At 39.9% G+C, this 25,749-nt stretch carries 21 protein-coding genes; 16 read left to right on the forward strand and 5 right to left on the reverse strand.

The features are described from left to right. The first annotated feature begins 218 nt into the window (after nt 1-218). From rpmH to mnmE, 5 genes are read left to right on the forward strand one after another with little or no spacing between them, the layout of a single operon-like run. The gene (rpmH, locus tag KUG63_RS00705; protein ID WP_015007058.1) at nt 219-353 is read left to right on the forward strand and encodes a 50S ribosomal protein L34; all 135 of its coding nucleotides are present in this window, start codon (nt 219-221) and stop codon (nt 351-353) included. Continuing rightward, nucleotides 353-709: a ribonuclease P protein component gene (rnpA, locus tag KUG63_RS00710; protein WP_033422308.1), complete on the forward strand. Its 357-nt coding sequence runs from the start codon at nt 353-355 to the stop codon at nt 707-709. The genes rpmH and rnpA overlap by 1 nt, the downstream gene beginning before the upstream one ends. After that, nucleotides 702-932, forward strand: a complete 231-nt coding sequence (gene yidD / locus KUG63_RS00715) for a membrane protein insertion efficiency factor YidD (protein WP_073024183.1) — start codon at nt 702-704, stop codon at nt 930-932. Before rnpA ends, yidD begins: the two co-directional genes overlap by 8 nt. Continuing rightward, nucleotides 925-2,562, forward strand: coding sequence for a membrane protein insertase YidC (yidC, locus tag KUG63_RS00720; protein ID WP_287553640.1), 1,638 nt, complete (start codon nt 925-927; stop codon nt 2,560-2,562). The genes yidD and yidC overlap by 8 nt, the downstream gene beginning before the upstream one ends. A 7-nt stretch (nt 2,563-2,569) precedes the next feature. Continuing rightward, nucleotides 2,570-3,922 (forward strand): tRNA uridine-5-carboxymethylaminomethyl(34) synthesis GTPase MnmE, encoded by a 1,353-nt coding sequence (gene mnmE / locus KUG63_RS00725; RefSeq protein ID WP_287553642.1) that lies wholly within the window; start codon nt 2,570-2,572, stop codon nt 3,920-3,922. Nucleotides 3,923-3,997: 75 nt separating this feature from the next. Here the strand turns inward: mnmE and KUG63_RS00730 are convergent, their stop codons facing one another. Continuing rightward, a complete protein-coding gene (locus tag KUG63_RS00730) occupies nt 3,998-5,413 on the reverse strand; it encodes an OmpP1/FadL family transporter (protein WP_020933231.1) in 1,416 nt (471 codons plus the stop codon). Between the two features lie 205 nt (nt 5,414-5,618). On the opposite strand from KUG63_RS00730, the gene KUG63_RS00735 reads away from it, so the two are divergent. After that, nucleotides 5,619-6,275: a nitroreductase family protein gene (locus KUG63_RS00735; RefSeq protein WP_015007051.1), complete on the forward strand. Its 657-nt coding sequence runs from the start codon at nt 5,619-5,621 to the stop codon at nt 6,273-6,275. A 132-nt stretch (nt 6,276-6,407) separates the two neighbouring features. On the opposite strand, the gene KUG63_RS00740 is transcribed toward KUG63_RS00735, so the two are convergent. The 3 genes from KUG63_RS00740 to KUG63_RS00750 form a co-directional block, all read right to left on the reverse strand. Then, a complete protein-coding gene (locus KUG63_RS00740) occupies nt 6,408-8,342 on the reverse strand; it encodes a DUF3488 and DUF4129 domain-containing transglutaminase family protein (RefSeq protein ID WP_015007050.1) in 1,935 nt (644 codons plus the stop codon). A gap of 6 nt (nt 8,343-8,348) precedes the next feature. After that, nucleotides 8,349-9,344: a DUF58 domain-containing protein gene (locus KUG63_RS00745; RefSeq protein WP_287553645.1), complete on the reverse strand. Its 996-nt coding sequence runs from the start codon at nt 9,342-9,344 to the stop codon at nt 8,349-8,351. Between the two features lie 68 nt (nt 9,345-9,412). Continuing rightward, nucleotides 9,413-10,021, reverse strand: coding sequence for a glutathione S-transferase family protein (locus tag KUG63_RS00750; RefSeq protein ID WP_287553647.1), 609 nt, complete (start codon nt 10,019-10,021; stop codon nt 9,413-9,415). Nucleotides 10,022-10,103: 82 nt separating this feature from the next. Between KUG63_RS00750 and KUG63_RS00755 the strand changes: the two genes are divergently transcribed. The 4 genes from KUG63_RS00755 (at nt 10,104) to KUG63_RS00770 (ending at nt 13,993) form a co-directional block, all read left to right on the forward strand. After that, the gene (locus KUG63_RS00755) at nt 10,104-10,886 is read left to right on the forward strand and encodes a 1,6-dihydroxycyclohexa-2,4-diene-1-carboxylate dehydrogenase (protein ID WP_020933227.1); all 783 of its coding nucleotides are present in this window, start codon (nt 10,104-10,106) and stop codon (nt 10,884-10,886) included. A gap of 230 nt (nt 10,887-11,116) precedes the next feature. Then, entirely contained in the window at nt 11,117-12,448 is a 1,332-nt protein-coding gene (locus tag KUG63_RS00760; protein ID WP_287553649.1) for an aromatic ring-hydroxylating oxygenase subunit alpha, read from the forward strand. Between the two features lie 11 nt (nt 12,449-12,459). Beyond that, complete coding sequence (locus KUG63_RS00765; protein ID WP_015007045.1) at nt 12,460-12,993, forward strand: 3-phenylpropionate/cinnamic acid dioxygenase subunit beta; 534 nt, start codon at nt 12,460-12,462, stop codon at nt 12,991-12,993. Between the two features lie 91 nt (nt 12,994-13,084). Then, entirely contained in the window at nt 13,085-13,993 is a 909-nt protein-coding gene (locus KUG63_RS00770; protein WP_016390232.1) for a DMT family transporter, read from the forward strand. Here the strand turns inward: KUG63_RS00770 and KUG63_RS00775 are convergent. Continuing rightward, complete coding sequence (locus KUG63_RS00775) at nt 13,982-14,959, reverse strand: quinone oxidoreductase family protein (protein WP_287553651.1); 978 nt, start codon at nt 14,957-14,959, stop codon at nt 13,982-13,984. The genes KUG63_RS00770 and KUG63_RS00775 overlap by 12 nt on opposite strands. Nucleotides 14,960-15,253: 294 nt before the next feature. On the opposite strand from KUG63_RS00775, the gene KUG63_RS00780 reads away from it, so the two are divergent. The 6 genes from KUG63_RS00780 to hcaB all read left to right on the forward strand — a co-directional run bounded on the left by KUG63_RS00780 (nt 15,254) and on the right by hcaB (nt 25,734). Beyond that, nucleotides 15,254-16,525, forward strand: coding sequence for a WD40/YVTN/BNR-like repeat-containing protein (locus KUG63_RS00780; protein WP_287553653.1), 1,272 nt, complete (start codon nt 15,254-15,256; stop codon nt 16,523-16,525). Further along, nucleotides 16,525-18,855 carry an efflux RND transporter permease subunit gene (locus tag KUG63_RS00785; protein WP_287017750.1) on the forward strand — a complete coding sequence of 777 codons (2,331 nt, stop codon included), beginning with the start codon at nt 16,525-16,527 and terminating at the stop codon, nt 18,853-18,855. Before KUG63_RS00780 ends, KUG63_RS00785 begins: the two co-directional genes overlap by 1 nt. 110 nt (nt 18,856-18,965) lie before the next feature. Continuing rightward, the gene (locus KUG63_RS00790) at nt 18,966-20,894 is read left to right on the forward strand and encodes a hypothetical protein (protein WP_287553655.1); all 1,929 of its coding nucleotides are present in this window, start codon (nt 18,966-18,968) and stop codon (nt 20,892-20,894) included. A gap of 98 nt (nt 20,895-20,992) precedes the next feature. Continuing rightward, the gene (locus tag KUG63_RS00795; RefSeq protein ID WP_287553657.1) at nt 20,993-22,423 is read left to right on the forward strand and encodes an outer membrane lipoprotein-sorting protein; all 1,431 of its coding nucleotides are present in this window, start codon (nt 20,993-20,995) and stop codon (nt 22,421-22,423) included. Nucleotides 22,424-22,572: 149 nt separating this feature from the next. Beyond that, nucleotides 22,573-24,603: a PQQ-dependent dehydrogenase, methanol/ethanol family gene (locus KUG63_RS00800; RefSeq protein WP_287553658.1), complete on the forward strand. Its 2,031-nt coding sequence runs from the start codon at nt 22,573-22,575 to the stop codon at nt 24,601-24,603. A gap of 339 nt (nt 24,604-24,942) precedes the next feature. Then, a complete protein-coding gene (hcaB, locus tag KUG63_RS00805; protein ID WP_020162779.1) occupies nt 24,943-25,734 on the forward strand; it encodes a 3-(cis-5,6-dihydroxycyclohexa-1,3-dien-1-yl)propanoate dehydrogenase in 792 nt (263 codons plus the stop codon). Nucleotides 25,735-25,749: the final 15 nt, after the last annotated feature.

A 25,749-nucleotide genomic window follows, 5' to 3' on the forward strand; every position in this document is an offset into this window, starting at 1 on the left:
TGAAACGAATGGCTTATAAGAATACCCCTTAAAGGGAAAGTTATCCACAGTAAAAAAGATTCATTAGAGAGCGACACTACGGCGGGAATCTTTATTTAAACATTGACTTTTTAGAGAAATAAAACTAACCTTCCCAGTCTTTTTCTCGAAAGAAAATCAAGCTCCAAAAAGCTATCTTTCGTCATATTATTAATTAGTCATTCATAGGACATTTCAACATGAAAAGAACGTTTCAACCAAGCAACTTAAAAAGAGCGAGAACACACGGTTTTAGAGCAAGAATGGCAACTAAATCAGGCCGTAAAATTATCAATGCTAGACGTGCGAAAGGTCGAGCTCGTTTATCAGCGTAATAAAAGAAAAAAAGCACGCGTTTACAAAAACACACAAGCTGAACAGCCCGTCGGAATACGCTAACGTTTTTAAGGGAGCTGAAAGAAGCACGGATGACTTGCTGACTGTCTTAGCGCGAAAAAAAAACTTATCTGGAGCAAGGCTTGGCCTCGCAATCGCTAAGAAAAATGTTAAAAGAGCTGTAAAAAGAAACGCTATTAAACGAGTAGTTAGAGAGTCGTTTAGACAGCAAAAAGAACACTTATCTGGCTACGACTTTGTTATTTTATGTCGCCACAAGGCTGCTTCGGCAAGTAAAAAAGAATTGGCAACATCCATTAATAGACATTGGATTAGGTTTATGAAAAGTGAATAAACTCTTTATTTATTTGATTAAATTTTATCGATATTTTGTTAGCCCAGTGCTAGGTAGTCGTTGCCGTTTCTACCCTACATGCTCACAGTACGCGCTTGAAGCTTTTCAACAATACAGAACAATAAAAGCAATAAGCCTTACACTAAAAAGGCTTTTACGTTGCCAGCCTTTTTGTAAGGGTGGTGTAGACCCGTTACCAACGTCAGATAAAACTCATGGATAATCAAAGAACATTACTTTTTGCAGCGCTAGCATTTATAGCGGTGCTTATTTGGCAAGCTTGGCAAAAAGACTATGTCTTACCACAACAAATACAACAGCAAGTGCAAAGTGAGGGCGTTAATTCATCAGCGGATGTACCTAATGTTGCTAAAAGTGAGCCGTTACCAACCGGTGTTAATCAAGAGACAGAACCAAAGGATTTGGCGCTTAACGGCGGTGTTATAGAGGTTATTACAGACGTATATGAGCTGAAAATTGATAAAGTTGGTGGCAATATAGTTAACCTTTATTTAACTCAGTATCCGGATACGAAAGGTTTAGAAGAAACAGTTCAACTGTTAAATAACACACCGTCCAAAACATTCGTTGTTGAGTCTGGCTTAATTGTCCAAAATGGTGAAAGCCCTAATCATCACGCGCTTTGGAGTGCATCTGACAGTCAATATGTAATGACAGGTGATGAGTTGCGGGTGCCATTAACTTGGAAAAATGAAAGCGGTATAGAAGTTACTAAAACCTATGTGTTTAGCAAAGGTAGCTATAAAGTTGATGTTGAAACAAGTATAGAAAATAACGGCTCTAATAGCTGGTCTGCTAGAGAGTATTTGCAAATAAAGCGTAATGATTATGCTGATAAGAAAGCAAACTCAATGATCTATACGTATACTGGTGGTGTTTTGTATACAGATGAGGACAAGTATCAAAAAATTGATTTTGATGATATGGAGGATGAAAACCTTAGCCAAGAAGCCACAGGTGGCTGGGCAGGGATGATTCAACATTACTTCGGCGTTGCTTGGGTGCCGGAAAAAGAGAATAACTACACATACTATACAAAAGCATTAAGTGCTGGAAAGTATGTAATTGGCGCTTATTCACCGATGACTGTTGTCGAGCCAGGACAGAGAAAAACAATTAATTCGGTATTATTTGCAGGGCCAAAATTACAAGAGCAGCTTAAGGAAATTGCACCGGGCCTAGAGTTAATGGTTGATTACGGTAAGCTTACGATTATTGCAGAACCGATTTTTTGGCTGTTAAGTTTCTTCTATGATTTTGTAGGAAACTGGGGTGTTGCTATCATTATGGTAACGTTTACCATCAAAGCACTGTTCTTTAAGCTATCTGAAAAAAGCTATAAATCAATGGCGCATATGAAATTGGTGCAGCCAAGAATCGTTGCATTAAAAGAACGGTATGGGGACGATAAACAGCAGCTGAATAAAGCGATGATGGAGCTGTATAAAACAGAAAAAATAAACCCATTGAGTGGTTGTTTACCGATTCTGATTCAAATTCCTGTTTTTATCGCTTTGTATTGGACCTTACTAGAAAGTGTTGAGCTAAGACAGGCTCCTTTTGCACTGTGGATTGATAACTTATCTGCTGCCGACCCGTACTTTATTTTACCGGTTATTTATGGGATCACTATGTTCTTCCAGCAGCGTTTAAACCCTGCTCCGGTCGATCCTATGCAAAAGAAAGTGATGCAAATGCTACCGATTATGTTTACTGGTTTTTTTGCCTTTTTCCCAGCAGGCTTAGTGCTGTACTGGATTGTAAATAATCTACTAACGATTGCTCAACAGACAGTAATTATGAAACGTATAGAGTCAGGAAAAGAAAAGTAATTTATTGATGGCTAATAACGACACTATTGCTGCTGTTGCCACAGCCAGTGGTCGTGGTGGAATTGGCATTATTAGGATTAGCGGTACAAACACAAAACAAATTAGCCAGCAGCTACTGGGCAGTGAAATACCCGCCAGACAAGCTTGCTTCAAGTTATTTAAAGCAAACGATAATAGCACTATTGATAGTGGGCTTGCGTTGTACTTTAAGTCTCCAGCCTCTTATACAGGTGAAGATACTTTAGAGCTTCAAGGGCATGGTGGCCCAGTTGTTTTAGATATGCTTTTAAAAAGAGTGTTAGCCCTAGGTGCACGCCTTGCTGAACCGGGTGAATTCACCCAAAGGGCATTTTTAAATAATAAATTAGACCTAGCTCAAGCTGAGGCAGTTGCTGATATTATTGATGCAGGGACAGCGGCAGCAGCCTCATCAGCGCAACGATCGTTGCAAGGGGCTTTTTCAGAGCGAATTAATGATCTACAAAGGCAATTAACACACTTGCGTTTATATGTAGAGTCGGCGATTGACTTTAGTGATGAAGATATTGATTTTTTAGCTGGTGAAGAGCTACAAAAAATAATCTCAAACCTACAACAAGCCTTTAAAACGATTACAGAAACGGCAAAGCAAGGAAGTTTATTGCGTGATGGGATGACCGTGGTATTGGCTGGTAAACCGAATGCTGGTAAATCAAGTTTATTAAATGCACTTTCACAACGTGATACGGCGATTGTGACAGCAGTCGCTGGAACGACTCGTGACGTGCTCAAAGAGCAAATTCAATTAGATGGTATGCCAGTACATATTATTGATACGGCAGGTCTACGTGAAACCAGCGATATTATTGAACAAGAAGGCGTTAAAAGAGCAAAACATGCCATTTCACAAGCAGATCAAGTGTTGTTAGTGGTGGATGATCAAGAATCAAGCGCTGATGATTATTTGTCTTTATTAAATGATATACCCGCCTCAGTTCCAGTAACGATAGTTTTTAATAAAGTGGATATTACCGGTACGCAGGTAGGAGAAACAACGTCGAAAGATGGGCGAACGATAATAAGGCTTTCAGCAAAACATAAAGATGGGTTAAATCTTTTAACTCAACACCTGAAAGAAAGAATGGGGTTTAATTCAGAAGAAAAAAATGTATTTTTAGCTCGTCGTAGGCATTTAGATGCATTGACTCGATCTCATGCTTTTTTAAATGATGGTATTGTCCAGTTACTTCATTATCAAGCTGGGGAGATGTTTGCAGAAGACTTGCGATTGGCACAAAATGCGTTATCTGAAATTACTGGAAAAATGACACCGGATGATCTTTTAGGGGAGATTTTCTCTTCATTCTGTATAGGAAAATAAAGAAATCTGGGTGAGTTAACTATCGACGTAGTTAGTCTACTTTATACGTTTTATTTAGGGGTAAATATAGACTCTTTAGAGCATACGCATAAAGCTAATACCAAAGTCATAACAACGGTGGTCAACACCATACCCAGTGCCGCCCCACATAGTACCCACTAAGACGTCGACTTTCCAGGTGTCGTATTGAAATCCCATCCCTACGTTAGCGATTTGTATATCACCTAGGGTAATGGTTGCAGGGTTCTCAAACTCAGAAGGAACACCTGAAGACTCATTGGTATAACCAGCTCGTAAAGTTATCTTGTTATTTAGAAGGTACTCGGTACCAACACTATAACCATGGGCACGATTCCAGCCAGGGTCACCATCAACATTTTGTAAGAATTTTCCGGGTTCATCAAAGGTAGCATTAGAGCCAGGCCAGTTGAAATCACTCCAGTCATTTTCTCGATAATCATAAGTAAAGGTAAGTTTTTTTGTAGGTTTATATGCAACACCTACACCCCATGAAGCACCGTATTCAAAATCAGTATGCCCATCACTTTTTTCATTGGTTTTAAATGGGTCAATGTTGCTGCCGCCTTTAAGCCTAATCTTTGTATCACCTTCTAGTTTTATGTCACTGCCAGTGCGATATATTGCGCCTACACTCCACTGCTCATTAAACTTATAAAGCACACCAATGTTTCCTTGAAAACCATAACCCCATTTACGTATTTTTGCATCGTAGTTATAGTTCCAGTCGGAGCCAGAGGCAGAGATATAATCTTTCTTAACATCGCCACGCCAAACATTAATAAGCATATCAACGCCAAAACCGACACTTAACTTCTGCGTTACTTGATAACCGATAGAGCCGTTGATACTCATCAAGCCAAGAACGGCAAAAACATCGGCTTCGATTTCTGCATCATTAGCAGGATCAAATATTTTATCGTTGTAACTTGAATATGCCCCGCCTACACCAAAGGCACCACCGGCCAGTGTATAGCGACCAAAATTTTTAAATATAAGAAACGATGGCATGGTAGCAGCACCTAACCAAAGCTCTTCATCATCATCAAAGTTAGTCGGTTCGGATGGGTAAAAGCCAGGAAATAAATCGCCCTTATTGGGGTCGTAATCACCACCAGGGAGTGAGTTATTTGAAACACCGTTTTTAGCATCAACGTCAGCTGTCATTGAGTACACGCCAAAAGTATAACCAGCACCTTTTAATTGACTTAAACCAGCAGGGTTCCAAAAGACAGCAGAAGCATCATCTGCCAAACCAATAAATGCGCTACCCATGCTCATGGCACGAATGCCTAGGCCTTCCATATTTACGCCACTAGCGTAAGTTTTTGTTGCTGGAACTGAGGACAGTGAGATTAATGCGAGGCTGAGAAAAATACTGCTAAACCAGGTTTTTTTTGAAAGAGGCTCTTCCGTTGAGAGAGTGAATTCATTATAGTAACCGTTTCCCTTAATTTTATTTTTTATAATCAACGCATTATATCAGAGAATATTAGTATTAGATGATATCGGTGAAACAAATGATATAACGCGAAGGCGTGAATGAAGGGCGTTTAAACAGGACTCTGTTTTAGATAAAACCAAATCAAAGGCACTTTGTTCATTCATACTTTGGTATATTGATGGTTTGCCCTAAAAGGGAAAAGAAATTTATTCTAATAATGGTATAAGTAAAAAGATGACCCACCCAATAATTGAAAGCCTGTTGTGGAGGCATACCACTAAAAAGTACGATGCTTCAAAAAAAATACCCGAAGAGGAATTAAAGGTGCTTTTTGAAGCAATGCGCTTATCACCCTCCTCTATTAATTCACAGCCTTGGCGGTTTGTTGTTATTGAGAGCGATGAAGCAAGACAACGTATGAGTCGGACATTTGCTCATAAATATCAGTTTAACCAAGCGCATGTTTTCGATAGCTCTCAAATTATTCTGTTTGCTCACAAACCACGTTACACTCGTGATGATTTTGCAAAAGTGGTTGATAGAGGGATTGCAGATAAGCGTATAAAGCAAGAAGACCGCGACAAAGCCTTTGCTATTTTTGGATTTGCTGAAAGCAATACGGATGAAACAGGGGATACTAGCAACTGGACAAAAGCACAGACCTACCTTGCTTTAGGGAATACTTTACATACATTGGCCCGGCTTAAGATTGACTCTACGGCTTTGGAAGGTATTGATGCGGATTTGGTAAACGAAGAATTTAAAAAAGAGTTGGGCGACTACCGTTGTGAAGTGGCGCTAGCGATTGGTTACCATCACCCTGATGAAGACTATAATGCAAAACTTCCAAAATCACGACACAGCTTAAACAGTGTTTTAGTGCGCATATAAGACGATAAGTACAGGTTTAAAACAACATTAAATAGGCGAATTTTTAGTTTCTATTTTAAATAGTGTGTTGATCGATCTTTGCTTTTGGGGCATAACGAAATAATCAGTACGGTGATGAAAAGGCTGAGCAAGTTAAAAGTGAAAGTGTTTTACCTGTTGAATAAAAGAATGTTCGGCTTCTTTTCCATAACGAGTGTTTAGATACAGTGTTTTTAATGTCGTTAGGTCACCTGCCCTTTGTGGGTATTGTTTAATGGCCCGGTTAAAGTAGTCAGTTGTGGTTTCGTGTGGTTGGCGCTGCCCTATTCTTTTTGCTAATGACTTACACAGTACTAAATATGCGGTTTGAACGGCATCATGAGATTTTTTTTGCAGTAATAGCACAGCACCAATTGAGCCAATGAGCACTAGCCCGCTTAGCACCGCTAACCACTTCACCATGCCTCTCCAGTCAAAAATACCAAGATTAGAGAGAAAATTGAGTTGTTTTTCTGGACCATAGGCGAGAACAGCGTTTTGCCAATAATAATCTAAACTATTGAGAGCCCATTTAAGCTGTTGAGCCCATTGCTGGAAGCCCTCTGGGGGCGTTATAAGAAAATTAATATCGCTATTAGCTTGTTGTGATGAAGGATCAATGCTGTGTTCAATACGGTTAGGTGCGATGGCGGCAGTAGGGTCAATTCGAACCCAGCCCGCTTCTTCTAACCAAACCTCAACCCAGACATGGGCATCTGCTTGGCGGATGTTATAAAAGTCTCCAACTTTGTTATAAACGCCACCTTGATAACCGGCAACAAGCCGAGAAGGAATACCTGCTGCGCGCATTAAGGTGGCAAAACTGGTGGCAAAGTGGCCACAAAAACCGCGTTTAGTATCAAATAAAAACTCTGAAACAGGGTCTTGGCCTAATGAAGGCGGTTTAAGTGTGTAATAAAACTCTTTATTATAAAATTCAAGCGCTTGCTTAATAACGCCTTGATTATCAGCATTGGCTTTAAGCCATTTATTTGCCAAGTCGAAGACCCTCGGGTCTGTGTTATCGGGTATGTGGAGTGCTCGATTCAGGTCGTTGTCAGACGGCTTTGCCTGGATTTTTTGCGAGGTTGAACGAATATTGAACGAAATATTTCGACTGAGTTTTTTATTTAATATTAATTGGTGGTCATGCGTTAAGCGGGCGTTTTTTGGTGCTGCTGCAGGGATATCAAGTGCAAAAAGCCAATATTGATGATGAGGTTCCATCATCAAGGTGTATTGAATATCTAAACCTTCATTATTGATAGCTTTTGCACGTTTAAATGAGTCTGATTTAGGTGGCGTTAGTGTCCAAGAACGTCCATCGGTTTCCCAAAAAACAGGGCCACGCCAATATAAGTCTTTTTGTTTGGGTGCTGTACCATCAAAACGTACCCTAAAAGCTGTTTTATCAGAGAGGGCTAAGTTTGAAACATTGCCAGGGTTAATCGTGTCGCTTAAACCACTAATTGCAGACTGTTGATTTGGCATGGCCCAAAGAGGCCCAATCATACGAGGGAAAAAAATGAAAAATATAAGCATTAACGGAACGGATAAAAAAAGGATGGTAGCCGAGATGCGTAATAACCCTGGGTTTTTTAAACGATGACATTGAGTATTGTTGATGGTCAGTGAAAATAAAAGCAAGAAAAACACACAGAAGGCATATGTAGCAATTTCAATGTATTGTTCGAATAAAAAAGGAGTAATGAGTATAAAAAAATTCAAATAAATCACTGCTTGCGTGTCCCTGCTAGAGCGGCTTTCGAGAAGTTTTAATCCCATCAGTATAATTAATAAAGAACTACTGGCATCGCGACCTAGAGACATGCCGTATGTTTTTAATACAAAAAAAGCTAGGCCGATTGAAAGCGGTAATAACAACCATTTACTCGGTAAAGTATTAGGAAACCAGAGAGTTAGTGCTCGCCACCCTAGCAGACTAAAACCGATCACTATAAAGGGGAGAGGAAGTTCACCAATATGTGGAATGATTAGCAGTACACCAATGCTGATGAGTAGTTTGATAATGGTGGGCTGAAGGGGCATGGTTATTTATGAATGTCCGTATAAGGCTAGCGCTTTTAAACATGTATGCAGGTGTGCATGGCCATGGTTTGGCGGCTGCTCAACACCGGGTAGGCGTAAACCATACTCAAGGCCTTGGGCTTCGCAGTCTAATAGCCAGAAGCACAGCTGAGATAGTTTTGCTTCGGTGTCTAATGGCTGGCAAAAATGCCAATCTAGCCAGACAGAAATGGACTCTTCAGCACTAAATTGATTACTGTAAAAACCCTTTTCAGCGGCAAAGGCTTTCCAGTTTACTTGTCGATAACTTTGCCCTTGTTGATAGGGTTTTAAGCCAATAAATTCATCGGTACCAACTTGGTTGCTGGCAGCTTTGTTTTGTTCGTCGCTGGGTTGGTTAATTTCTAGCGATAAGCCACTATCAATTGGTTGGGGGTAAACTAAGATGGCTTGGTTAAAAAGTAGTGGTGACCAAGCTCGAAAAAACCCAAAAGGGAAAGTAGTAGACAGTGTAATGGTATCGAGTGTGTGCCATCCGCGTTGCTTAAACTTGATCGGTAAGGTAATTAATAAAGTTTGATTTTTTTGAACATCAAAAAAAGTTTGTTGGTGCAAATAAGAAGCTTTAATGGCCCAACGTTCAACCCCTTTTGTTTCCTTAATAAGCACTTTCATTTGGCCGCTAGAGCCAGCATAATAAGGGGGAGTTTTGCTCGGTGAAATAATCAACCCATATAGATTTTTAACGCTATAAAACGTAGACATTTGTGCACTAGCAGCCAATAGAAAGCTAAAGACAAATCCCATACTATTATTGTAATTAATCGAGGCGATCAGCATTAATAAAATAACGACGAGCAGTGATAAGCCGCCTTTATTCGGTAGGATGAAGATACGCCGGTAATTTAATTGAATAGAAGAGTGCTGAGGGGCTTCGCCTTTGGTGAAGCGTCTTAAAGACATGCGTTTTGAAAGAGTAAGGGCCATACGAAGTACGATGCTTAAGTCACTTAACTGTAACACGTGTTTGTGCTGTATAAAGATGAAAAAAGCCGCTATTGCGGCTTTTTATTGTTAGCTTAAAACGTGTCTTAAAGTGTAGGAGCGGATTCTTTTACGCTTGATTTTTCTTCCATGCGAGTCATCCATGCGCTTACTCCTGAGTAATCTGCTAATAAAGAGCCCTCAGGTATCATGCCAAAAAAAGCTAAAATAGGATAAAGAAAATAATCGGCTAAAGAAGCTTGAGAGCCGGCGAGGTAATTGTTGGTGGAAAGCGTTTTATCCAATAGAGCTAGATGTGCCTTCGCCTTAGGGATTGCAGCATCAAGAACGGACTGGTCTAAAGGAATAATTTCAAATCTAAATAAGGCAATTTCATGAATTAGTTCCTGAAAAACATAAGCGTTAATGTAACTAGTCCATTGGTTCATGATTGCGCGCTCTTTAGCATCAGCAGGTTGAAGTGCTGGGCCATCAAAGGCCTGATCAATGTATTTGGTGATCGCTAATGTTTCATATAAAACAAAGTCCTCGTGTTTAAAAGCAGGCACTTTGCCTGTCGGGTTAACAGCGATCATTTCTTCAGTATTGGGTTCAAAAGGTAATAGTTCATAAGCAACACCTTTCTCAGCTAAGGCAATGCGGGCTGTTCTTACGTATGTACTGATTGGAAAGCCATATAAAGTAATGTCGCTCATTTCATTTGTCCTATTATTTTGATTAAATGGAAAGTCAATAGTAAGTAATTGTCGTTAGACTGTAAATATATAGGGGAGAAAAATGAGCCAACGCTTCGAAAATAAAGTTGTTGTGGTAACCGGTGCGGCCCAAGGTATAGGTAAAGCCTGTGCTTTACGGTTTGCACGTGAAGGTGGTCAGGTAATGATTGCCGACCGTGTGGAAGATCAAGCTTTGTTAGTGCAGCAACAAATACAACAGGAAGGGGGTATTGCTGAAATATGTATGGCAGACCTAGAGACCAGTGAAGGTGCCAAGCACGTTATGCAAACAACCATAGAAAAGTTTGGTCGTATTGATGTGTCTGTTCACAATGTTGGTGGCACTATTTGGGCAAAGCCATTTTGGGAGTACCCAGATGATCAAATTGAAAAAGAAATTAATCGATCACTATGGCCTACTCTATGGTGTTGCCGTGCGGTTATTCCTTTTATGATGGAGCAGCAGTCAGGCGCTATTGTTAATATTGGTTCTGTAGCAACGCGTGGGATTAACCGAGTACCCTACTCCGCAGCAAAAGGCGGTGTTCAAGCAGCGACCATTTGTATGGCAATGGAGTTGGCAGAGCACAATATTCGCGTTAATTGTGTAAACCCGGGTGGAATTGATCAAGGAGAGCGAGCTATTCCAAGAAATACCGATGCGCTAACCGAGTTAGATAAAGCCGGTATGCAAGGCGTTTATGATCAAACGATTAGAGACACCCCAATGAAGCGTTTTGGAACGCCCGAAGAAGAAGCAGCAGCGATTTGCTTTTTAGCGGCTGATGAGGCGTCGTATATAACAGGGGAAGTGATGAATGTAGCGGGTGGTGGAATTGGTTAGCAATTGACCCCAAAAGTAAATGTAAAAAAACCTTTTTCAAGGTAATTTTGATTTAAATCAAATTTTAATTGCCATTGTATTGCTGTATCATTGTGATCTGATGAGTCAAAGACCATTTTGAATAAGGCGTTTTAATGGGGTTAGTTAGAGAAATAAAAGGTGTGTAGCACCCTTTAGCTGGCCTTCAAATAACGATAAAAATGTGTGTAAGTTAGTGAGGAGATATAGGTATGAGCAATAGAAGACTTGAGAGTGATTACAGCCGCTATATGGATTTAAAGGAAGGCTGGGTTGATCGTCGTATTTTTTGGGAGCAAGAGATTTATGAGCAAGAGTTAGAGCAAATATTTGCTAAGGCTTGGCAGTTTATTGCGCATGACTCGATGATGCCGAATCCTAATGATTTTTATACCACCTATATGGGTGAAGATGGTGTTATTGCTGCCCGTCAAAAGGATGGCAGTGTGAAAGTGTTTCTTAACTCCTGTACACATAGAGGTAATAAAATTTGTTATGCCGATGATGGAAACACTCGAAACTTCACGTGTAACTACCATGGTTGGGCGTTTGGAACCGATGGTGAATTAAAAGGCCTATCAAATGAGCACGTGTACGATGAAGGTGACATCGATAAAAGTAAATGGGGCTTAAAACAAGCTCGGGTAGATAGCTACAAAGGTCTAATCTTTGCTACATTTGATGAAGAAGCTCCTTCACTTGAAGAGTTCTTAGGTGACTTTAGATGGTATTTGGACATCATGCTTGACCAAGATGATGGCGGCACAGAGTTTATCGGTGGTGGTATCAAAAACTACATTAATGCTAACTGGAAATTCGGTGTTGAGAATTTCGTAGGGGATGCCTATCACGCCCTATGGACGCATGACTCAGGCTTTAAGGCGATGAATAACAATGAAGGCTTTCCACCAGCTGATCCAACAGGTAGCTACCACGCCAGTATGAATGGTCATGGTTGGGAATTTGGCACCGAAGGGCTGGCCGATATTGCGATTTTAGGTCAACCTAAAGTGCTTGAATATTATGAAAAAATGCGCCCAAAAATGGCAGAGCGCTTGGGTGAGATGAGATCAAAAATATTCGGTTCCTTGGCATCGGTATCGCTATTTCCTAACTGTTCATTTTTACCAGGTATTCAAACATTCCGTGTGTGGTTACCAAGAGGCCCACATAAGTTTGAAATGCGGATGTGGACTATCGTTAATAAAAATATGCCGGATGAAATTAAACAAGCCATTAATATTGGTTGTATGCAAACGTTTAACCCAGCTGGTGTGCTGGAAATGGACGACGGTGAAAACTGGGAAGGTAATACATCCGTTAATAAAGGTGTGGTAACACGAAGAGGAAAGCTGCATTACGGTTGCGGAATAAACCGTAGAATTGAACATGAAGAACTGCCAGGTATTGTTTATGCTAGTCAATTTAATGATGCTAACCAACGTCAATTTTATGAGCGTTGGGCTGACTTGATGAACGCGAAAAGTTGGGATCAAGTGCCTACCCGCTACACGCCGCGCTATGCAGGCAAGAAAACAGTCTAGGGGAGCTGAAGATGACAAACGAAACAACAAGTAATAACAAGGTCGCTTCTTTAGAGTTGATTAATGAAGTACAGCAGTTTTTGTACCGTGAAGCACGACATCATGATAATGAAGAGTTCAGAGAGTGGTTAACAATGTTAACTGAAGATATTCATTATTGGATGCCATATCGTTATCAACGTTATCGTAAAAATGAGAAAGAGCCGACGATTTACGACACGGCTTATTACAACGATGATATGGAATGTTTGGTAAAACGCATCATACGTACCGAAACAGGTACGTGTTGGTCCGAAGACCCAGCAACTCGAAGTGCCCATGTGGTGACGAATATCGAAGTTGAGTTAACGGATAATCCAGATGAATTTAGGGTTTATTCGTTGGTAACTGTGCACAGAAATATTAATGAAGATGAAGAGCACACGATGTTAGGCCACCGAACAGATTTAATTAGACGCGTAGACGGTGTGTTGAAGTTAGCTAAACGTAAAATTATTCTCGATCAAAATATCTTCAAAAATAAAAGTCTGAACGTTTACCTTTAAAAATAAATAGATTAATAAAGCACCGTTAGTGCTCTATTAATACCGTATATTAGACCCTGCGAGAGCAGGGTTTTTTAATGGAGTTAAATCAGTGAAAAATGAAACACTTAAAGCCGTGGTGCTGTTAAATATTGCGGGATTGCTATGGGGCGGGAATATGATTTTGGGTCGGTATTTGGCCGATTTTTTAGGCCCCTGGTCGATTGTTAGTACACGCTTGGTGATTGGGGGCTTTATTTTTATATTATTGCTGATGCAAACAGGGGAGCTTAAAAAAATTAAGCATATTACAAACTGGTGGACGTTTATCGCGTTAGCAATTTTCGGCGTTATATTTTTTCAGTCCCTGCTCTACTATGGCTTAAGGCTGACAACTTCAACCAATGCCGGCTTGATTAACTCCTTAACACCACTGCTGACTGCATTTATGGCGGCGGCTTTCTTAAAAGAAAAATTAAATTATCATCATTGGGTTGCAGCGGCCGTCACTATTTTTGGCTTGTTGTTTATACTGGGCGAAGGGGATTTAACCAATTTATTGCTGCTTAATTTTAATGTTGGTGATTTATTAGTATTAGGTGCTGTCATCAGTTGGGTGATTTATAGTCTTATTGCTAAAAACGCGATGATAGGCATGTCTCCCCTACTCCTGACGGCTTTAGGTGTGCTGCTCTCTCTTGTTGTGGTGATCCCATTAGGAATATATGAGGCAAAGGTCATACAAACACCTCATTTAACAGTTAATGCATTCTGGGCCTTAATGTTTATTAGTGTAGGGCCAACGGTGTTGTCATTGTTATTTTGGAATAAGGGTATGAAGGTTATCGGCCCATCGCGGGCTTCATTGTTTTTAAATACGGTGCCTGTTTATATTATTATTATCAATGCCGTGTTTTTGGAAGAAATGCCTTATCAATACCAAATAATTGGGATGGTTTTAATTTTTATGGGCAGTTTTTATGCGGGTTTAAAAGCGCATAAACCAAAGCTAAGGGATTAACACAGGGCTGCCAATTCTATTGCGTTGAACTAGATAGTCGTGAGCCTTGGCCACATCAGACAAGGCAAAGCTCTCCCCTACTTGAATATTGATGTGGCCTTTTTCAAGCATTGCTAAATAGCGGGCCGCACTGTCAAGTATCTCTTGTCGGTTTCTAGTGTAATGATATAAAGTTGGGCGAGTTAAATAAAGCGAGCCTTTTTTTGAAAGCTCTAGGACATCAAATGGGTCGGGCTTACCTGATGCATTTCCAAAACTAACCATCAGTCCTCGCACACGCAAACAATCAAGTGATTGGGTAAAGGTGTCTTTACCGACGCCATCATAAACAACATCTACTTTTTGACCGTTGGTAATTTCATCCACAGCCTTAACGAAATCCTGCTCAGTATAATTAATAACAAAATCACAACCATTACGTTTCGCTATACGAGCTTTTTCCGTAGAACTAACAGTGCCAATAACGGTTGCTCCAATAGCTCGGGCCCATTGACAAGCAATTTGGCCAACACCGCCCGCGGCGGCATGAATGAGGATGACATCGCTCGGTTTTAAATCATGTAGTCTGCAAAATAAGTATTCAACCGTCATACCACGTAGCAAGCTGGTGGCGACCGATTTATCATCAATATTATCGGGGATAGGAACCAGTTCATTAATATCAATGACCCTATATTGTGTGTAGGCACCCTTAGCGGCAGAATAAGCCACACGTTGACCAACTGAAAACTCGGTAACGCCCTCGCCCACTTGTTCAATGACCCCAACGGCTTCATCGCCTAAGGTGGCGGGTAAATCAATTGGGTAGAGACCAGAGCGGAAATAGGTGTCTATATAATTAACGCCAATTGCAGTTTGTTTAAGCAGTACTTGCTGTGCTTTAGGCTCTTCGATAAGGCTCGTGTCGAGTTTGAAAACACTGGAATCACCAGTTTGATAAATATTGGCAGACAAGTTTGTATGCATATAAGTTCCAAGAGGTTAATGGTTTGCAGAAATTAGCAAAGTATAGTTTGCAAGTAAAATCGAAATTTAAAAACTTTGTTTAATGAAAAAAGTTGATGCAAACATGAGTAAAGCAACTATATACTGTATAGAAATAAGCGAAATATGGCTAATGTAAAAATTGGCGCGGCTTTTATTAGCCTAATTCTAGTTAAAAATCATTGACAAATATATCTGGATTATTATAGTTTTGAACGCTTGTTTGATTGGTAGTGAAGTTAAATAATTAATAGATTCAGCTGATGAGGGGAAATAGTGAAATCGATAAATCTTAAAAGAATAAAAGGCGCACGCCTTTTGTGTGTGCTTGCCTTGGCATTTCTGGTGACAGGAATTGCAACGGCAGAAAACGGAACGTCAAGTGAACAAGGTGAGTTTCAACGATTTTGGCCGGATAACCTTTATGCGGTTGAGTTTGTAAACGAGAATATTGGTTTTATAGCGGGATATTCGGGTTCTGTCTTTAAAACAGAAGACGGTGGTGAAACATGGTCTGCTATTTATATCGGTGTCAATGAGTTAATTCGTCACTTATCTTTTGTAGATGCTAACAATGGATGGGCGGTAGGCCATCGAGGCTCCATTCTACACACAGCAGATGGTGGCTTTACATGGGTTGTTCAGAAACAAGACGAAGGAAATTATTTAAGAGATATTTCATTTGCAGACGTAAATAATGGCTGGGCTGTTGGACATGGCGCGGCTATTTGGCATACCTCAGATGGCGGTAAAAACTGGGAAAAGCAAACTTTAACAGGCTTTGATGGTAGAGACTTACCAAGGTTACATGGTGTTGTGGCTAAAGATGCAGATAGTGCCATTTTAGTTGGTGAGTTTGGCATGATTGCCCATACTGAAAATAAAGGTGATCTATGGTTGGTTAGCTATAACCCAAGTAGAGCTACATTGCTTTCAGTAGCATCACATGGTGATGGGGCAATTGCAGTAGGTCTAGATGGGGGTGTGGTTAGTATTGCTTTGGCAACAGATGAACAATGGGCTGAAGTAGAAGCGATTGAGCAAGCGCTGCAAGCAAAAAAAGAAGAAAAAGCAAGAAAGAAAGCAGCCCGTAAAAAAAGAGAGTATGTACCTGAGCATGTAGAGCCATTACCAAAAGTGGATACCAACTACTACATAACAAAAATAGACAGTGGTCTTACCAATCATTTATATGATGTATCAGCAACAGCGAGCAATGAAGTTGTTGTGGTAGGTGCTTCGGTTATGTTTAAAGTCTCAGAAGCTGAAAAGGAAGTCGCAGCTGCAATAGAAAGCGATGATGCTACGGTAGAAGTCGTTACAGAGCCTACATATACAGTAACAAACTTGATGCCTGAGGAAGGCTTCCCACTGCCTTATACTTGGATTGGCGGTGTGGATGTGACTGAGTCGGGCACAATCTGGGCTGCGGGTTTACGTGGAATGATCGTAAAAGGTAATTTGAATGATATGTCCTTTGGACAAAAACTAAATATAGCTGAGTCAGAGAACGTAAAGCTGATATCTAGTCGTTGGGGAGAAAAATAATGATTAATAAGTTGTCTAGCTTTATCGCAAGAAGGCCGGTGCTAGTTGCATCAATATTGACGGTGCTAACTATTATTCCTGGCTATTATGCGTATAAGGGTTTGTCACTTAATGTGATCCTTGAAGAAATGCTACCCGCAAACTCTAATAATGTAGAATTATTTTTACGGTTTGGTGAACAGTTTGGTGGTGCAAATACAACCTTAATTGAAGTAAAAAATAAAAAAGGGAATATTTATAACCTGGATTATTTAACTAAGTACAAACAAATAGCCGAAGACGTTTATTACAATAAACATACTTACCGTCACTTAAGTCAGTCTTTAGTATTAAGGAAAACCAAAGCCATTTCTGGTGGTGGGGGTCGTGTGGGCGTGGATGCGCTTCTATGGCCAGACTTACCTAAAACTGAACAAGAAATGACGAGGATGCGTCAGTTTGTTAATAAGCAATATCGTGGCCTTCAAGTATCTAACGATGAGACTTCGGCGATAGTTATTGCAGACTTTAGAGACGAAGCTGATAAGTTAGAGATTTTGAACTTTTTCCTAGATTTGCGCGAGCAGTATGAAGGGGAAGACTTAGAAATCAACTTTGTTGGTCGTCCAATTCTTCTTGGGTATATTTATCAGTCACTTGACTCAGTTTTCAATATTTTGGCAGCATCACTATTGATTATTGCAGTAATTTTGTTCATGTATTTTAGAACGTGGGTTGGGGTGTTTATTCCAATGTTTACTGCAACAGTTGCTACCATCTGGGGGTTAGGTGCAATGGGTGCGGTTTCTTATAATTTAGATCCGTTGCTTATCCTACTTCCTGCATTTATTTTCGCTATTGTATTGTCGCATGGGGTACAGTTTACAACGCGTATTTTAGACAATATTGCTGCTTGTGAAGAGCGTCCTTCACATTGTCGCGAGGTTACTAGAGACGGCTTGGCATTGTTATTGGTACCAAGTACCGCTGCCATTATTACAGATGCAGCAGGTTTTGGTGTGTTGGCCCTTGTTGCTATTCCAAGTATTGAGTCGCTAGCCGTTATATGTAGTCTTTGGTTGCTGTCAGTTGTGCCTGCGCTTATCTTCGCAGCCTCAGTGATGTGTTTAATTAAACCGCCAAAGTCACATAAAACAGGCTCTGTTATTCTGAATAAAATTTGGAGTACAGTCATCAATATGGAAGACCATGCCTGGACGATGGTTGGTGCTACTGCTTTATTGTTAGTAATGGGTGGTTGGTACTCACAAAATCTAACTGTAGGTGATACAAAAGGTAGTGCAATTCTGTGGCCTGAAGCTCGTTTTAATAAAGATGTAGAGTCAATTAATACAAGGTTTTCCTTCTTAGGTACCGATATTATGCAGGTGTATGTAGAGGGTGAAAAAGACACCATGCTTGACCCATCTGTTTATCATCAAACAGAAGCGTTAGATCGTTATGTGTATGAGCATATGTCAGAAGTACGTCCTGCTATTAGCTTGGTACCAATCATTAAATTGATTAACTCTGTTCTTTTTGAAGGGGATCCTTCATACGCGATCATACCGGACACGGCAGAAGAAGTTGGTTTTGATATTTATATGTTCCGTTCAAGAGGTGAGCCTGGAGACTTTGCGGCTTATACAAATAAAGAGTGGGAAATAGGTAACATCTCCTTTTTCTTAGAAGACCATAGTCGTCCAACAATCCAAAAGTTAAGAGATAATCTGGATGCTTTCTTTGCTAATGAGAAAGAAGTTGTTAGTGATGCAAAGTTCCTTTATATGGGTGGACAAGTTGGTATTGTTGAGGCACTCAATGAAGAAATTGTTAATTCAAATGTGAAGACGATGGTTGCAATTGCATTTGTAATTTTCTTTTGTATTGTCTTGTACTATCGTTCTGTAACAACGGGTTTAATTCTATTGTTTAGTTTGGCTACTGCTAACTCATTGACATACGCTTTTATGGCTTGGAAAGAAGTGGGCTTAAACGTTAGTACTTTACCACTTGCTGCACTTGGTGTAGGTTTAGGTGTGGACTACGGTATTTATATGATTGATAGAATTAAAGAAGAATATAAAAACCTAGGGATAAAAGATGTCCATGAAGCAATACATCAGGCTTTCTTAACATCGGGTAACGCGATATTTATTACAGCGGTTACCATGATTGCGCCATTAATTCCTTGGGCTGTTGCATCACCATTAAGGTTCCAGGCAGAAATGGGTATGTTGCTAGCACTTGTATTATTTATGAACATGTTAGGTTCGTTACTATTCGTACCCGCAGCCATTGCCGCTTTTCATCCTAAGGCATTGTTTAAAATAAAAGAAAATGCTGCGTAGCAATAAAACAACGTTGTTGTAAAAATGACAAAAAACGTTGTTTATCTGTGTGAAATGACGTATAAAATAAGTGTTAGAAATGTATTACTGTAAATAATAAAGGGGAAAAGATGAAGAAAATAACAAAAATAAGTCTAGCGGCTATACTGGGTGTCTCCATGGTGGCACCTGCTATGGCGATAGATACAGGCATTAAAGGCCTAACTCAAAGTGGTCGAATTAAGTTGGGAGCGTCTGTACTATACGATCTACCAGATCAAGGCAATAAAGCAGGGCCAGCAAACTGGATTATAGAATCTAAAACAACGTACCGCCCGAATAGACAGTGGAGTTTCATTGGGAATTTCTGGCTACGTGGTGATTTGTCTTCACAGTTCACCAGCTATGACTCACCAAATGGTGGTTTACCCGATCAAGTCAATGGTGCAATCGTGCCAGGTACTGGCGCTTTTACGCAAAATGCTAACTTCAATCTAAACTCAAGTAATTGCTCAGGCAACGCATATTGTGCTGAGATGGACGATGAATTAGAAGTATTAAAAGATTGGGAAGATATTGTTCGTGAATTATCCGTTAAGTACCGAGACAGAAAAGGCCGTTTTTCAGTAAAAGCAGGTCGTTTCCAACGTGGCTGGGGTCAATCAGATGGTTTACGATTAATGGATGTATTGCATGCTCAAGACTTGCGTCAACGTTTTGCATTTACAGACTCTGATGAGCTTCGCTTACCAGCTTTAATGGTGTCAGCTGATTTTAACTTCAGAAAGCTTGGTATAGACGGGCCGTTTAAAGCCATTGGTATGAAAAACCCATCTTTGGAAATTAACTTTGTACCAGAAGTTCAAACATCTAACTTTATCATTAACAACCCAACACCAGGCGATGAGACATCGGGCGGTATTTTTGGTTTAGATTGGGCTGATGTGAATGACACAACAGAAAATGGACCAGGCTTAGTTGGACTAGGTTTTAATTTATATGACAATAAACCAAATCGTCTCAGCTTAACGGATGCAGAATGGTCTATGCGCTTAAAGTTCGGAGCACTAGGTGGCTCAGCAACCATTAATGCGTTTTACGGACAACAAGACTTACCTGTTTCAAAACTGTTAGGGTCTACACTACTTATAGGTGACGGCACAAATAATCCAAACGGAGCAATTGCTACTGCGTCATTTGATGCGGCAACAACCGAAGCAATTGTGCATGGACAAGGTGGTTATCTTGATTGGTTAAGATCAGCAGACAATTTTGCTAAAACCGGTGCAGCTCCGTTAGGCAGCCCTTTAACATTGCTTGCCGGATGTGATGATCCATTAACACCTGGAGTGGAGGGTCCTGCTTGTTCTATCAATGGTGAAGTTGAGCTGGACTATGATTATCGCCAATTGATGGTTGGATTTACCTTTGCTCGTGATTTAAGTGACTTTATCAGAATTGGACGCAAAAGCTCTGCACCAACTGTACGTTTAGAAATGTCACATGAGTTTGATCGTCCATTTAATCGTTCTAGAGTTAATCCAGGCGCAACATTCGGACCATTTGATGGTAGTTTTGCGGGTGAAGTAACTGGTTCAGGTGTACTAGCTGTAGAAGCTAGCCGTAATATTGTGAAAGAAGATATTACTTCAACCATGATCGGCTTCGATTTCCCATTATGGGTACCGGGTTGGGAATCACAAGCTAAATCTATCTTCACTAGCTTACAATTATTTGATATCTACACTAATAATTCAGATCAAGGCCTATTGCAACAATCGCCCTATGCCTTTACTGAAATACAAGATCATCAAAACTTTGTAACATTTGCTTGGAATGCACCATTAGATAACCAACGTTTAGTACTAGATGGTTTATATATACGTGATTTTCAAGGCTCAGGTGATTACTACCGTCAACGTATTGATTTTAACTACTTTGGCGATTCATGGCGTCCACGTGTAGAAATCGCTCATTTCTCTGGCAACAAAGAAAGCGCACCAATTGGTACTTTTAATAATTCAGATTATGTTGAAGTATCTTTAACGTACCAGTTCTAAGTAATTAGAATAACTACCTATCACTTATTGAAAAGTGGTAGGTAGTTATTAATAATGTAAGTGAATTAAATTAAGAAATAAGGGTAATGGAGATATAAATGAAAAATAAAAGATTACAAATAAAACTGGCAGCTGCCGGCATAGCGCTTGGGCTTGGCATGTCAACTGCACCTGCAATGGCAGAAACCAATCGTGCATTAGAAGCTTGGAAAGCTTTTGCATCAGAACAAAATAATGCTGATTATAATAAATGGGTTGAATTAATCTCAGACCCTAAAGCAATTAAACTAGCAAAAGAATGGAAAGACTTACGTGGTTATGATGCATATGACCTAATGGATAAAGAAACATTTCCAGAAGATTTAAAGCCAGGACTAGTAATTACAGGCGAAAATAAGGCTGATTACCCTTGGCTAGCTAAATACTTAACTAAAGAGCTTTATGATGCTATTGGCGGATCATGGGGCGGCATTAAGAAAATGAAAATCGTGCCAACAAATACCTATTATATGCATAATGGATATTTACAAAATACTAAAGCACTTAAAGAACAAAACATAAACATTAAATTTGATGAAGATGGTCAAATGGTTTATGACGATGGGTCTTATGCTTTATTGTCTGGCCCAGGTGCTTCAGCAATCCCATTTATTAATCCTAAAAATGGTTTAGAACTAAACTGGAATTTAGTTGCAAATTCTGTGGGTATTGAAACACTGGAGTTTAGTCCTGTTTATTTATATTCATGTACGGCTGAAGGTGAGCCTGATAGAGAATATAAGGCAGATCTTTGGTGGTGGCATTTTCATAACAGAACAGAAATCGAGCCTTTAGGAGACATTCCAGGTAAAGAAGAAATGGTTGAAGGTGGTGCAATATTTTTCTTTGAACCAAATGATGTACGTGGTTTAGCAGGTGTACGCCAACGTTATGCTTCAGGCAGTAAAGAAGATGACTTTAAAGTATTCATTCCTACCTTACGTAGAACTCGTTTGTTAACAGGTTCAGATTCAGAAGATCCTTTAGCATCAGGTCTAGAATTATCTTGGGATGATTGGCGTTCTTATTGGGTAAAAACTGATATTAAGAAATTTGATTATAACCTTATCGGTGAAGAGTTTGTACTAACCCCAGTTTCGACTGTACATGCATACAACTCAATGGTTCTAACAGAAGATAAATGTGCTATTGAATACATGGAAGTTGAACTTCGTCCTACATGGAAACTTGAAATTATTGATAAATCAGGTAAATATCAATACTCTAAACGCCATGCATGGGTTGATAAAGAGTTTTACAACACACGTCGACACATCACATGGGATCCACGTGGCAATATATTCAAAAGTTATGATGAAAAACGTGACTGGAAACCTTCTACAGGAGAAGGCAACTGGGGCGGTATTATAATTAGAAATAATGTTACTCATCGTGTAACGACTATGAATATGACTGCAACATGGGAAGACCTAGATGTGGTTGTAGATGAGTCAATGTTTGATGTAGACCAATTAAGAGATTATCAGTAATAGAATCACTTAATATTAAGCATTAATAATCAAAGCAGTGGAACGAAAGTTTCACTGCTTTTTTTATGCCTTATGTCATTAAGACATGAAATATAACTAGGCGATAAGATGCGAATTAAATAGTATATTTAAAAAAAAGGGGGAGAGGAATGAATACAATAATTAAAAATTTACTGTTCTGTTTTATGTTATTGATTTTAAGTGCTTGTGATGAACAAAATAAAACGACCAATAAAGAAGAAGAATTAGTTCCAAAAAGCGCTATTGAACAAATAAACAGACAAATAAGTGAAGTACCAGAAGATGTCGGTGTTCACTATTATGGTCTTGAACAAAATTTACAGCGTTATTCACCTCTAACACAAATTAATGATGGCAATGTGCATCAATTGAAACCATCTTGGGTGTTATCCCTTGGTGATAATAGAGGACAGCAAACACAACCGTTAGTTATTAATGGGGTTATGTATATTACAAGCCACAACGCGACATATGCAGTCGATGCAAGATCTGGTCGTCAAATATGGAAAAGTACCATTCAATACCCTGCAGAAACGCTAACTTGCTGTGGTGTTACGAACAGAGGAGCAACGTGGTACAACGATGTGCTGTATCGCGCCACGCCGGATAATAGGTTGCTAGCCCTTAATCCAAAAAATGGAAAAACCATTTGGGAAAAACGAACAGCAGAGATTGAGTTTGGTTATTCAATGACCAGTGCCCCGCTTGTTGCTAATAATGTAGTGATTACTGGTGTAGCAGGTGGAGAATTTGGCGCTAGGGGGTTCTTAGATGGCTGGGATCCAAAAACAGGTGAACATTTATGGCGCTTCCATACTATACCCAAGCCGGGAGAAAAGGGGAGTGAGAGTTGGCAAGGTGATGAGTGGGAGCATGGTGGAGGGCCGACATGGTTGATAGGCTCGTATGATAAAGAACTAGACCTTGTGTATTGGGGGGTTGGTAATAAGTCGCCTTGGAATATGAGAGAAGGAGCAAAAGATAATTTATATACGCAAAGTATGTTGGCTATTAGACCTAAAACGGGTGAGTTGATCTGGCATTATCAATTTACCCCAAATGATGGCTTTGATTATGACGCTGTTAATGACCCAATACTTACTGAGATTGAGGTTGATGGAAAACAACGGAAGGTCTTGATACAAGCCAATAGGAATGGGTTTTTTTATGTACTTGACCGTAGCACTGGTAAGTTATTAAGGGCCAATAAATTTGTCGATAAAGTGACATGGGCTGATGGAATTGATATGGAGACAGGGCGACCAATCATATCTGAGCGCGTTAAAAACATGATTAAGACAGGAGAAACAACCGAGATATGGCCCTCGGCTTTTGGTGGTAAAAACTTAGCGCCGATGTCTTATAGCCCAACAACAGGGTTAGCATATGCTAATACCTTTAATATCGGCTGGAAATATACCCCCGTTGAGCAGCCCTATAAAAAAGGTGTTTTTTATATTGGAGCACGGTTTGAATGGGCTTTTCCAGAAGGGCCCAAGGGGTATTTAAGGGCGATTGATCCATTAACGGGTAAAGCAAAATGGCAATTCCCAACAGCTATTCCTATGAATGGTGGGACCTTAGTCACGGAAGGTAACCTTGTTTTTTCGGGTGCACAAACTGGAGAATTATATGCATTAAATGCACAGACTGGAGAAAAACTGTGGGAGTTCCGTACAGGGTCTGGGATTATCGCACCGCCAATTACTTATCAATTAGAAGGTAAGCAATATATTGCTATTGCCAGTGGTATTGGTGGCGTTTACAACAGCTTATCAAATGATATAAACCTAAAAAACATTAACCCAGGTGGATCTGTTTGGGTCTTTGAATTAGGAAATGGTGGGGATACGAGTACAGTCCATGCTGAAACGATTCAGCCACCCAAAGCCCCTGATGCACAGGCAGTAAGTAAAAAGCTAAAGTCATGGTCAAGCACGGTTAAAAAAGGCGCTGAGCTATACGAGCAAGCCTGTTCTCATTGTCATGGTGTGGAAATGAAAACGTCGGGAACGACATTTGACCTTCGTACATTTCCGAAGAATGATAAGGCAAGGTTTATTAATTCAGTGATTAATGGCAAGGGTTCTATGCCAGCCTGGGGCAATAAGCTATCAAAGGAAGAAATTGAGGCAATACACGAATATGTTATTAATTAATGTGAATATTGCATGAACTCAGTAGGATCTAAGAGTTAGGCCGCACAGTAAAAAACAATTGTTGGTTAAGATCTTAGGTGTATGTGTTGATATATTGCTAGTAAGATAGAAGTAGTCGGTCGACTATAAATAAGTATCGTTAAGGTTGGAGTGGGTTTAACCTCACAATTTGATTCCTTCTCGATTTTGTAGATAAAAGCATTTTACTGTTAGGTATAAAGTTATTTAGGTAAAATTAAAAAAGGCGATCGAGAGCTTGAGTGCTTAATGACGAACGGTAGTCGTGTTGTACTCGATGATAATATGAATTTCTTTAATTTTAATAAAAAGGTATAAGCAATGGGATGGTTAGATAATAAAGTAGTATTGATTACAGGGGGAGCCTCAGGCATAGGTTTGGCAATAGTTGAACGATTTGTTGAAGAAGGTGCAAAATTATGTGTGATGGATCGATCACAGGAAGGTATTGATGCACTAGAAAAAACATACGCTGGTTCTGTTGTGGGTATAGTCGGAGATGTCCGGTCATTAGCGTCAAACAAAGTAGCGGTTGAAAAAGCAGTTTCTACTTTCGGAAAGCTGGATGTATTTGTTGGTAATGCAGGCATTTGGGATTATATGGTGCCCCTAGAAGCACAACCTGAAGATAAGGTTGAAGAAATTGCCGATGAAATTTTTTCGGTTAACGTTAAGGGATATTTATTAGGTGCAAAAGCGGCGTTACCTGAGCTTAGAAAAACAAAAGGTAATATGATCTTTACAGCATCCACATCAAGCTATTATACCGGTGGTGGCGGACCAATCTATGTTGCCTCTAAACATGCTGTTATTGGCTTGATAAAGCAACTTGCCTATGAAGTGGCACCAGATATTAGAGTTAATGGTGTTGCGCCAGGTGGTACGGTAACAAACTTAGGTGGTAGTAATGCAGCAGGTCAGGCAGAGAATAAGCTAAACGAAGTACCGGGCATTGATAAAATCATTGCTGATATGACGCCGATGGGTTTCATAGCTGAACCCGAGGATCATGTAGGGGCTTATTTATTATTAGCATCAGAGCAATCTAAATATATTACCGCAACGGTCATTAATTCTGATGGCGGTGTTGGTGTTGGGAAACGACCAGAGTAAAAAGCAGAAAAAAAA

The sequence above is a fragment of the Cycloclasticus sp. genome, assembly GCF_019090545.1.
In the GTDB taxonomy this organism is placed as follows: domain Bacteria; phylum Pseudomonadota; class Gammaproteobacteria; order Methylococcales; family Cycloclasticaceae; genus Cycloclasticus; species Cycloclasticus pugetii.

What these genes read in the sequence shown, in the direction of transcription:
- rpmH (WP_015007058.1), top strand. Translation starts at nt 219, where the DNA reads ATGAAAAGAACGTTTCAACCAAGCAACTTAAAAAGAGCGAGAACACAC.
- yidC (WP_287553640.1), top strand. Translation starts at nt 925, where the DNA reads ATGGATAATCAAAGAACATTACTTTTTGCAGCGCTAGCATTTATAGCG.
- mnmE (WP_287553642.1), top strand. Translation starts at nt 2,570, where the DNA reads ATGGCTAATAACGACACTATTGCTGCTGTTGCCACAGCCAGTGGTCGT.
- KUG63_RS00735 (WP_015007051.1), top strand. Translation starts at nt 5,619, where the DNA reads ATGACCCACCCAATAATTGAAAGCCTGTTGTGGAGGCATACCACTAAA.
- KUG63_RS00740 (WP_015007050.1), bottom strand. Translation starts at nt 8,342, where the DNA reads ATGCCCCTTCAGCCCACCATTATCAAACTACTCATCAGCATTGGTGTA.
- KUG63_RS00750 (WP_287553647.1), bottom strand. Translation starts at nt 10,021, where the DNA reads ATGAGCGACATTACTTTATATGGCTTTCCAATCAGTACATACGTAAGA.
- KUG63_RS00755 (WP_020933227.1), top strand. Translation starts at nt 10,104, where the DNA reads ATGAGCCAACGCTTCGAAAATAAAGTTGTTGTGGTAACCGGTGCGGCC.
- KUG63_RS00760 (WP_287553649.1), top strand. Translation starts at nt 11,117, where the DNA reads ATGAGCAATAGAAGACTTGAGAGTGATTACAGCCGCTATATGGATTTA.
- KUG63_RS00765 (WP_015007045.1), top strand. Translation starts at nt 12,460, where the DNA reads ATGACAAACGAAACAACAAGTAATAACAAGGTCGCTTCTTTAGAGTTG.
- KUG63_RS00775 (WP_287553651.1), bottom strand. Translation starts at nt 14,959, where the DNA reads ATGCATACAAACTTGTCTGCCAATATTTATCAAACTGGTGATTCCAGT.
- KUG63_RS00785 (WP_287017750.1), top strand. Translation starts at nt 16,525, where the DNA reads ATGATTAATAAGTTGTCTAGCTTTATCGCAAGAAGGCCGGTGCTAGTT.
- KUG63_RS00790 (WP_287553655.1), top strand. Translation starts at nt 18,966, where the DNA reads ATGAAGAAAATAACAAAAATAAGTCTAGCGGCTATACTGGGTGTCTCC.
- KUG63_RS00795 (WP_287553657.1), top strand. Translation starts at nt 20,993, where the DNA reads ATGAAAAATAAAAGATTACAAATAAAACTGGCAGCTGCCGGCATAGCG.
- KUG63_RS00800 (WP_287553658.1), top strand. Translation starts at nt 22,573, where the DNA reads ATGAATACAATAATTAAAAATTTACTGTTCTGTTTTATGTTATTGATT.
- hcaB (WP_020162779.1), top strand. Translation starts at nt 24,943, where the DNA reads ATGGGATGGTTAGATAATAAAGTAGTATTGATTACAGGGGGAGCCTCA.